An 8,828-nucleotide genomic window follows, 5' to 3' on the forward strand; every position below is an offset into this window, starting at 1 on the left:
GCCGGGCCGATCCGCACGAAACAGGCTCCGCGCAGTCTGGTCAGCGGGTGTCGGCGGGGCGGCGTCCGTCGACCCCGGTCAGGTAACCGCTGGCCTGCAGGTTGAACAGCTCGCGGTAGAGGCCACCGGCGGTCATGAGCTCGTCGTGACTGCCGTGCTGGACGAGTCGACCCCGTTCCAGCACGAAGATCCGGTCGGCGTGCCGGACGTTCGCCAGCCGGTGGGTGATCAGCACGACCGCCCGGTCAGGGCGACGGCGCAGGTGCTGGAACAGGGCATGTTCGGCACGCGCGTCCAGGGCGGCCGAGGGTTCGTCGCAGATCAGCAGGGCGGCGTCCCGGTAGAGGCCGCGCGCCGCGACGAGTCGCTGCCACTGCCCGCCGGACAACTCGTGGCCGTCCTTGAACTCCCGGTCGAGCAACGTGTCGTAGCCGTGCGGCAGGCCAACGATCATGTCGTGCGCGGCGGCCGCGCGGGCTGCCTCCTGCACACTCGGGCCGGACCGGTCCGGCGGGCGATCGTGCCGGCCGACGCGGATGTTCTGCCCGGCGGTGAACGGGAACTTCCACCACTCCTGGGTCATCACGGCCACCTGAGCGCCCAGGGCACGCGGGTCCAACTCGGCGGCGTCGACGCCGTCCCAGCGGATCACCCCGCCGGTCGGCTGGTAGAGGCCCGCGATCAGTTTGGCCAGGGTGGTCTTGCCCGAGCCGTTCTCACCGACCAGCGCGATCACCTCGCCTCGGCGGACGGTGAGGCTGACCCGGTCCACCGCCGAGGAGTCGGTGTCCGGGTAGCGCAGGCTCACCTCGTCCAGCTCGATCACGTCGACGCCGTCGGCCACCCGACTGCCTCCGACCGGCACCCGGGCCCGGGCGCGGGCCAGGAAGTCCTGGTAGTCCTGGTAGTAGAGGGCGTCCTCGTACAGTGAGTTGGTGGCGACGACCGCCACGCCCAGGCTGGTCCGCGCGGACTGCAACGCGAGCAGGGCGGTGGCCGCGGCGGCGAGGGCGACCATCCCACTGAGCAGCAGACCACCGAGGACCGCGTACACGCCGAAGGTGGCCAGGCCCGCCACCGTGGCACCGACGACCCGGGTGCCGGTCTGCGAGCGGACCAGCCGCAGCTGGGCACGGGTCTCGACGGCCATCACGCCGCGGTACTCGGCGAGCAGGAAGTCGCGCATCTGGTAGGCGCGCACCTCGGCGGCGGTGTGCCGGTTGGCCATCAGGTGGGCGAGCATCCACATCCGGCGGCGCCGGGTGATCCGGGCCAGCATCGCCAGGTACTCCCGGCGGGCCATCCGCACCGCCGTGATCGCCTGGGGCACCGCGGCGAGCAGCAGGCAGGGCAGCAGCAGCGGTTGGATGACGGTCACCGCCACGGCGGTGGCGAGCATGCCGACCACGCCGGTGACGAGGTTGACGGTGTGGTCGACGATCCACGCCGCCTCGCCCATCCCCCGGTCGCGGGCGCGGTCCATCTCCTCGGCGAAGCCGGCGTCGTCGAACGCGGCCAGGTCCACCGCCGTGGTGGCCTCGAACAAGCGTAACTCCACCTGGTAGTTGATCTGAGGGGTCAGCCGGGCCTGGGCCCAACCGGCCGCGATGGTCAGGCCGCCGCGCGCCGACACCGCCGCCGCGGCCACGATCAGCGCCGGCAGGGCCGAGCGGACCCGGTCCGGGGTGGGGCCGGCGGCGAACAACTCGCGCAGCACGCTCGTCGTGGCGAGCAGGCCGAACGTGGTCATCACCCCGGCGGCGATGTTCAGGCCGATGGAGGCGACGGTGTCGCGCCGGTTCGTGGACCAGGCCAGGCCGACCGCTTCCCGGACCAGTCGGGGCAGCCGCCGGGCCACCGCCCAGAAGCTGGTGTGTGCGAACTCCTGCGCGTGGTGCAGCCAGTCCCGATCCTCCAGCTCCGGCAGCACTGAGCTGTCGCCGGGCGGGTCGATCGGCTGGTCGTCGTCCTCAGCAGCGGTGCGCTGGCGGGCCATCGACTCCACGGACCCTCCTCCGGGCGGGGATCACAAACGCCGCCCGAGACTACTGCCCGCGACCACCTGCTGTCTCTAGGTAGTCGGCGCGTCGCGGGGCTCGTCCGTGATCGGCAGCAGGACCCGGAAGGTGGTACGGCCCGGCTCGGTCTCCACCCGGATGTCGCCGTGGTGTTTGTGCACCACGATCCGGTACGAGATGTCCAGCCCCAGACCGGTGCCCGCGCCGACCGGCTTGGTGGTGAAGAACGGCTCGAAGATGCGCGGACGCACCTCTGGCGGGATGCCCGGCCCGGTGTCGGTGATCTCCACCGCCAACTGGTCACCGATCCGTCCGGTGCGGACGGTCAGCACACCCTTCTCCCCCACCGCGCCCAACGCGTTGTCGATCAGGTTGGTCCACACCTGATTCAGCTCGGCCGCGTACGCCGGGACCGGCGGGAGGTTCCGGTCGTACTCGCGGACCAGTTTGACCTCGGCGGGGATCTTGCCCTTGAACATCACCAGCGTCGCGTCGAGCAGGTCGTGCACGTCCACCACCCGGTGCGGCGCGCGGTCCAGCTGCGAATACTGCTTGGCGGCGTCCACGAGCCCGGAGATCCGGGTGACAGCGTCGCCGATCTCGCGCATCAGCAGCTCGGTGTCGACGGTGTAGGTGAGCCAGCGCACCGCCGCCTCCAGGTCCGCGGCACCGACCGCGGCCTTCACCTGCGCCAACCAGGCAGCGTCGAGCCCACCGCCGACCAGGATCGGCGCCAGGTCCCAGGCCCCGCCGACGCCATGGTCCTCCAGCCAGTCGGTGAGGGTGTCCTCAGCGTCGGCCGTGGCCATCGGGGTCAACTTCGGCGCGGTGGCCACCCGGGCGACCGCCTCCTCCTGCAACCCGACGAGGCCGTGCAGGGCGCTCCCGTCGAGCCGGCCGTCGGCGACCATCGCGAGCTTGTGCCGCATCCCGGCGACCCGGTCCCGCAGCACAGAGGTGGCCCGCACCGCCGCCGCGGCCGGGTTGTTCAGCTCGTGGGTCAGCCCCGCCGACAGCGAACCGAGGGCCAACAGCCGCTCCCGTTCGCCGACGATGGCCTGGCTGTCCCGCAGGCCGAGGAACAGCCCTTCCAACAGGTGCATGGGCATCGGGAACCAGGACCGCAGGGCGTACGCGAAGTCCTCCGCCGGCAGCACGAAGAAGTCCGAGTCGACCACCGCCCGCATGGTGTTGCGGTAGATCTGGTCGACCTGGTCACCCAGGTAAGCCTGGACCGCCCCGCCGTACACGCCGCGCTGGTCGGTGCGGCTGACCTCGACGTCGTCGCCGCGCACCTGGCGGCTCAGCGCCACCGCGCCGCGCACCAGCACGAAGAAGCAGGTGCCTGGCTCCCCCTCGGCGTACACGAGAGTGCCGCCGGCACGCTGCTCGACACGGCCGCGTTCGGCCAGCCACTCGAGTCGCCCCTCGTCGAGCGCCTCGAACAGGAACAGGGTGCGCAACTGCGCCGGTGTCAGCCGGTCAGACTCGATGGTCACAGGGACTCCTTCGCTCGCAAACCCGGCTTTTCGCGCTCACCAGGCCACCATTCGTTCGCGACTGCGGGGCTCGCAAACCCGGCTCACTCCTCGCGCTCACTGGGCCTCCAGGTAGCGGTGCACCAACGACACCGCCATCGCGCCCTCGCCGACGGCCGAGGCGACCCGCTTGACCGACTCGGCCCGCACGTCCCCGGCGGCGAACACACCCGGCACGCTGGTCTCCAGGTGGTACGGATCGCGCGACAACGACCAACCGGCCGGCCGCCGCCCCCCGGCGAGCAGATCCGGACCGGTCAGGATGAAACCACGGCCGTCGCGGACCAGCACCCCGTCCAGCCAGTCGGTGCGGGGCTCCGCGCCGATGAAGATGAACAGCCAGGAGGTGTCGACCGAGCGGGCCTCCCCGGTGCGGGTGTCGCACAGGGTGAGCCGCTCCAGGTGGTCCTCCCCCGCCCCGCCGACCACAGCGGTGTACGGGTGCACGGTGATCCGGTCGATCCGTTCCAGCTGGTCGATCAGGTAACGCGACATCGAGGCGGTCAGGTCCGCACCACGGATGAGCAGGTGCACCCTCGACGCGTACCGGGAGAAGTGGACCGCCGCCTGGCCGGCGGAATTGGCCCCGCCGACGATGTAGACGTCCTGCTCGACGCAGCTCGGCGCCTCGGTGGCGGCGGCGCCGTAGAACACCCCCCGCCCGGTGAAGTCGGCCAGCCCGGGGGCGTCGAGCACCCGGTACGACACGCCGGTGGCCAGCACCACGGTGTGCGCGGCGATCTCGGTGCCGTCGCCGAAGCGCAGCAGTCGGGCACCGCCGGCCTCGCTGAGACCGACCACCTCCCGGGCGCTGAGCAGCTCGGCGCCGAACTTGACCGCCTGGCGTCGGGCCCGATCGGTCAACTGTGCGCCGGAGACACCGTCCGGGAAGCCCAGGTAGTTCTCGATGCGGCTACTCTGCCCGGCCTGACCGCCGGTCGCCCGTCGCTCCACGAGCACGGTGCGCAGCCCCTCCGACGCTCCGTACACCGCCGAACCGAGACCAGCGGGGCCGCCGCCGATCACCACCAGGTCGTAGAAGTCACACGCCGGCACCACGGTCAACCCGGCGAGCGCGGCCAACTCGGCCTCGCTCGGGGCGACCAACGCCTTGCCCTCCGGCGTCACCACCAGCGGCACGTCCGCCTCGGTGGCCCCGGCCGCGTCGAGCAACCGCACGCCCTCCGGATCGTCGGACAACAGCCACCGGTACGGCACCAGGTTGCGGGCCAGGAAGTCGCGGACCTTGAACGACGGCGCCGACCAGCGGTGCCCGACGACCCGGATCTCCGCGCTGGCCGCGTCCGGGGTGACCGCCCACGCCTCCAGCAGCCCGTCGACGACCGGGTACAGCTTCTCCTCCGGCGGGTGCCAGGGTTTGAGCAGGTAGTGGTCCAGGTCGACCACGTTGATGGCCTCGATCGCGGCGTCCGTGTCCGCGTACGCGGTGAGCAGCACCCGACGGGCGGCCGGGAAGATGTCCATCGCCGCTTCGAGGAATTCGACGCCGGTCATCTCCGGCATCCGGTGGTCGGCCAGCAGCAGCGCCACCTGTTCGCCGCGCAGTTTGACCTCGCGCAGCGCGTCCAGCGCCTCCGGGCCGGAGGAGGCTCGCAACACCCGATAGCGGTCGCCGTAGCGGCGCCGGATGTCGCGGGCGACCGCCCGGGACACCACGGGGTCGTCGTCGACGGTCAGGATCACCGGGTTCGCCATGGCGCCATGAAACCACCTGCCGACGGTCGACCGCACCATCGCGGGCGCCCGGCGCACGGTTGACCGCCCCGCAGACGGGTAAGCCGGAACGCCGCGCGGGTGTCCGGACATCGACGACCCGCCCGGTTGCCGCGCACACCTCGGGGGGCCCATGGCCGACGCGACACCGGACGGACCGCCGACGTCGGGCGGGATCGTGGAGCTGCGGGTGCACGGTGTCTCCGGCGCGGGCGCGGACCAGGTGTTGGACCGGCCGTACGTGTACCAGGTGGCCGGCGACCGCAGCGGAGGTTTCTACCGACCGCGCCCCGGATACCCGGACTCGACCGGTACGGACGGGGTGACGCTGGAGGCGTACCGCTGGAGTGACCTGCCGTCCGGCACAGCCGTGCGGACCCTGTCGCTGGTCTTCCTGCTGCCGTTCATGCTCTGCAACGTGGCCCTGTGGATGCGGCCGGCGAACACCGTCTCGACGCGCGGCTTCATGGCGCTGTGCCGGGTGCTCGCCCTCACCCTCACCATGCTCTACGTGCTCTCCATCGTCGGGGTGGCGTTGGACCTGATCGCGTGGCGCTGCATGGGCACCCCGTCGTGCCTGGCCGGTCGGACCTGGCTGTCCTGGCTCGGCGGGCGCCCGACCGGGCTGCGCCTGGGTGTCGTGGCGCTCGTGCCGGTCGCCGCCATCGGGCTCGTCTGGTGGTTGGGCACCCGCCTGGGCCATTCCTTCGACGCGTTCCGGACGCCGTCGACGACGATGTCGAAACACCAGTTGAGCGCCGTCGGCCAGTGGGACGGCGAGCCGCTCGTGGGTCGGTTGCGCTCGGTCCACGTCGCGGCGGCGTTCGCCACGCTCAGCGGCAGCCTGCTGACCGCGCGAGCCAGCCAGCACCGCTCGTGGGTGATGGTGATCCTGCTGACCGCCACCGCGGTGGTACTGCTGAGCTGCCTGGTCCTGGTCACGGTGGTGCGGAGCATCGACCGCACCGACCCGTCGCCCCGGGTGGACGGGGTCTTCCGCGGGCTGCGCACCATCGCCTGCGGCGTGACGATGCTGGTGATCGTGCACATCGTCATCAGCCCGGCACCGTGGCCGCAGGGCGGCGTACTGCCCGGCTACAGCGCGATCGTGGCCTGGCTGTTCGTCAGCCAGACCGTGCTGGTGGTCGCGCTCGCCGTGCTGGTGATCTGGCGGCGGGGTGGCGGGCAGCGCAGGTCACCCATCCGCGCGTTGGGAGCGCCGGTCTTCATGACGATCTCGGCCGGGCTCGCCGTGGCGTTCTCGGCCGAGCTTGTCTACCGGGTGGCGGACCTGCTCGACCGCAACGGGACGACCGCGGACGGCCTGGAGACCAGCCCTCCGCTGGCGTACAAATGGGCGATCTTCGGGTTTTTCCTGGCCGTGGTGACCGCATTGCTGGTGGCCGGCCTGGTCACCAGGATGACCCGGCGCGGGCGGCGGCGGGCCGCGCGGGCGATCGTGGCCGCCGACTTCCCGGACGCGCCGCCGCACGCGGCGGCCCGGCTGCGGCGGGTCGAGCAGGCGGTGGCCCGCGCCCGCTTCACCGAACGACTGGAGCCGCTCTCCGTGGTGTACGCCGGCCTGGCGGCGCTCGGCCTGGCCACCAGCGTGCTCGGCCTGCTCCAACTCCTACCCGGGGACGTGGCGCAGCGCTACGTCGGAGTGCCGGAGGGCATGGTCAACTTCCTGATCGGGTCGGGTAGCTACGTGATCGCCGCGATCCTGCTCGGCCTGGTGGTGGGCGGCATCTTCGCGTACCGGACACCACAGTTCCGTCGGTACGTGGGGGTGCTCTGGGATCTGGGCACCTTCTGGCCCCGGGCGGCGCACCCGTTCGCGCCGCCCTGCTACGCCGAGCGGGCCGTGCCGGAGTTGGCCAAGCGGATCACCTACCTGGTGGAACAGGGGCAGGGCGTGCTGCTGGCCGGGCACAGCCACGGCTCGGTACTGCTCGCCGCCGCGGTTCTGCAACTTCCCACCCGGATCACCGACCGGGTCGCCCTGCTGACCTACGGCTCACCGCTGGGCCGGCTCTACTCCCGGCTCTTCCCGGCGTACACCGACGACCCGGCGCTGCGGGAGATCGGCGAACGGGTCGGCTGGCGCTGGATCAACCTGTGGCGCGACACCGACCCGATCGGCGGTTGGATCTTCGCCTCCCACCGTCCCGGGGAGGCCGAGACGCTGACCGGTCCGCCGGCGACGGTGGACCGGCGGTTGACCGACCCGCAGGACGTGGTGCCGGCGCCCAGCGACAGCGTTCCCCCGCCGATCCTCGGACACTGGCCGTGCGAGTCGCAGGAGGCGTTCGGGGACGCGGTGAGGGACCTCACCGCGCGACTACGCCCCGCGCGCCCGGCACACGACTGAGCCGGCCGGTACGACTGCTCCGACGGCCGGATATCGTCGCCTGGTGACCCCGTCCAAACCACCCACCCGCCGGTTGATCGCCTCCAACAAGAAGGCCCGGCACGAGTACACCGTGCTGCGCACGTACGAGGCGGGCATCGTGCTGGTCGGCACGGAGGTGAAGTCGCTGCGCGAGGGGCGGGCCTCGCTGGTGGACGCGTTCGCGCACGAGCGCGACGGCGAGATCGTGCTGTACGGCCTGCACATCGCCGAGTACGCCTACGGCACGTGGACCAACCACGCCCCGCGCCGCAACCGCAAGCTGCTGCTGCACCGCGCCGAGATCGACCGGATCCTGGACAAGGTCCGCGAGGGCGGGGTGACCCTCGTTCCGCTGTCGATGTACTTCGAGAACGGCTTCGCCAAGGTCGAGTTGGCCCTCGCCAAGGGCAAGCGCTCCTACGACAAGCGGCAGACGTTGGCCGAGCGCGACGCCAACCGGGAGATCGCCCGCGAACTGGGCCGGCACCTCAAGGGCCACCCCCGCCGACCCTGACGCCGCCGCTCGTCCCAGGACATGGGTGGGTCGCGGCGTGGCGCGCCGGGCCATCGTTGACGTCCTGCGAGAGACGTGGTCTGCTCAGTCGAGGCCGTTGTTGAAAACGGTAATCATTAGCTGTAGCGGAGGAGAACCATGTCTCTCACTGTCCCGCCCGCACTGCTGGACGCCGCCGAACGCGGCCCCATCGACGACGAGGCGTTCATCGCCTGCGTCCGAGACTCGCTGCCGTACGCCTGGGCCACCGTCAGCCGGGTGGTCGCCGAACTGGAGGCCGGCGACGACGACCTGGCCGACAACGTCGTTCCGCCGCCCACCGACGCCGACCGGGGTCAACTGCTCCGCGCGCTGGCCAGCGACGCCATCCGCGGTGGCCTGGAGCGACACTTCGGCGTACGCCTGGCCTTCCAGAACTGCCACCGCGTCGCCGCGTTCCGCCCATCGGCCGTCGACGGCGAGCGCTACCGCCGATTCGTGTCGACCCGTGGCCAACTACTCAACCAGTCCCCCGAACTCCGCAACTGCTGACCGTCGCGGCGGGTTCAACACCAGCGGCGCGGTGGGCGCTCCCGGCGGGTGGCTCGTGGACGCGGTCGGACCGCGCCGTGCCGGTGCGCCCCGGCCCAGCC

6 protein-coding genes are annotated in these 8,828 nt (G+C 71.8%); 3 read left to right on the forward strand and 3 right to left on the reverse strand.

Annotated features, from left to right (window positions below):
* Positions 1-40: 40 nt before the first annotated feature.
* From AB0B68_RS09790 to AB0B68_RS09800, 3 genes are all read right to left on the reverse strand, one after another.
* Complete coding sequence (locus tag AB0B68_RS09790; protein WP_357205253.1) at positions 41-1,996, reverse strand: ABC transporter ATP-binding protein; 1,956 nt, start codon at positions 1,994-1,996, stop codon at positions 41-43.
* 75 nt (positions 1,997-2,071) lie between these two features.
* Positions 2,072-3,517, reverse strand: a complete 1,446-nt coding sequence (locus tag AB0B68_RS09795; RefSeq protein WP_357258991.1) for an ATP-binding protein — start codon at positions 3,515-3,517, stop codon at positions 2,072-2,074.
* Positions 3,518-3,613: 96 nt separating this feature from the next.
* Positions 3,614-5,272 (reverse strand): FAD-dependent oxidoreductase, encoded by a 1,659-nt coding sequence (locus tag AB0B68_RS09800; protein ID WP_357205242.1) that lies wholly within the window; start codon positions 5,270-5,272, stop codon positions 3,614-3,616.
* 151 nt (positions 5,273-5,423) lie between these two features.
* On the opposite strand from AB0B68_RS09800, the gene AB0B68_RS09805 reads away from it, so the two are divergent.
* The 3 genes from AB0B68_RS09805 (at position 5,424) to AB0B68_RS09815 (ending at position 8,727) form a co-directional block, all read left to right on the forward strand.
* Complete coding sequence (locus tag AB0B68_RS09805; protein ID WP_357205245.1) at positions 5,424-7,661, forward strand: hypothetical protein; 2,238 nt, start codon at positions 5,424-5,426, stop codon at positions 7,659-7,661.
* Positions 7,662-7,704: 43 nt separating this feature from the next.
* Positions 7,705-8,196, forward strand: a complete 492-nt coding sequence (smpB, locus tag AB0B68_RS09810) for an SsrA-binding protein SmpB (RefSeq protein WP_355007334.1) — start codon at positions 7,705-7,707, stop codon at positions 8,194-8,196.
* Between the two features lie 138 nt (positions 8,197-8,334).
* On the forward strand, positions 8,335-8,727 hold the full coding sequence (locus AB0B68_RS09815) for an SCO5389 family protein (RefSeq protein ID WP_112673007.1): 393 nt from the start codon (positions 8,335-8,337) through the stop codon (positions 8,725-8,727).
* The last annotated feature ends 101 nt before the right edge of the window (positions 8,728-8,828 follow it).

Origin of the sequence: Micromonospora sp. NPDC049049 (assembly GCF_040649115.1) — a bacterium.
GTDB lineage: Bacteria > Actinomycetota > Actinomycetes > Mycobacteriales > Micromonosporaceae > Micromonospora.

Coding starts and splice junctions, on each gene's coding strand:
- AB0B68_RS09790 (WP_357205253.1), bottom strand. CDS start 1,996: ATGGCCCGCCAGCGCACCGCTGCTGAGGACGACGACCAGCCGATCGAC.
- AB0B68_RS09800 (WP_357205242.1), bottom strand. CDS start 5,272: ATGGCGAACCCGGTGATCCTGACCGTCGACGACGACCCCGTGGTGTCC.
- AB0B68_RS09805 (WP_357205245.1), top strand. CDS start 5,424: ATGGCCGACGCGACACCGGACGGACCGCCGACGTCGGGCGGGATCGTG.
- AB0B68_RS09815 (WP_112673007.1), top strand. CDS start 8,335: ATGTCTCTCACTGTCCCGCCCGCACTGCTGGACGCCGCCGAACGCGGC.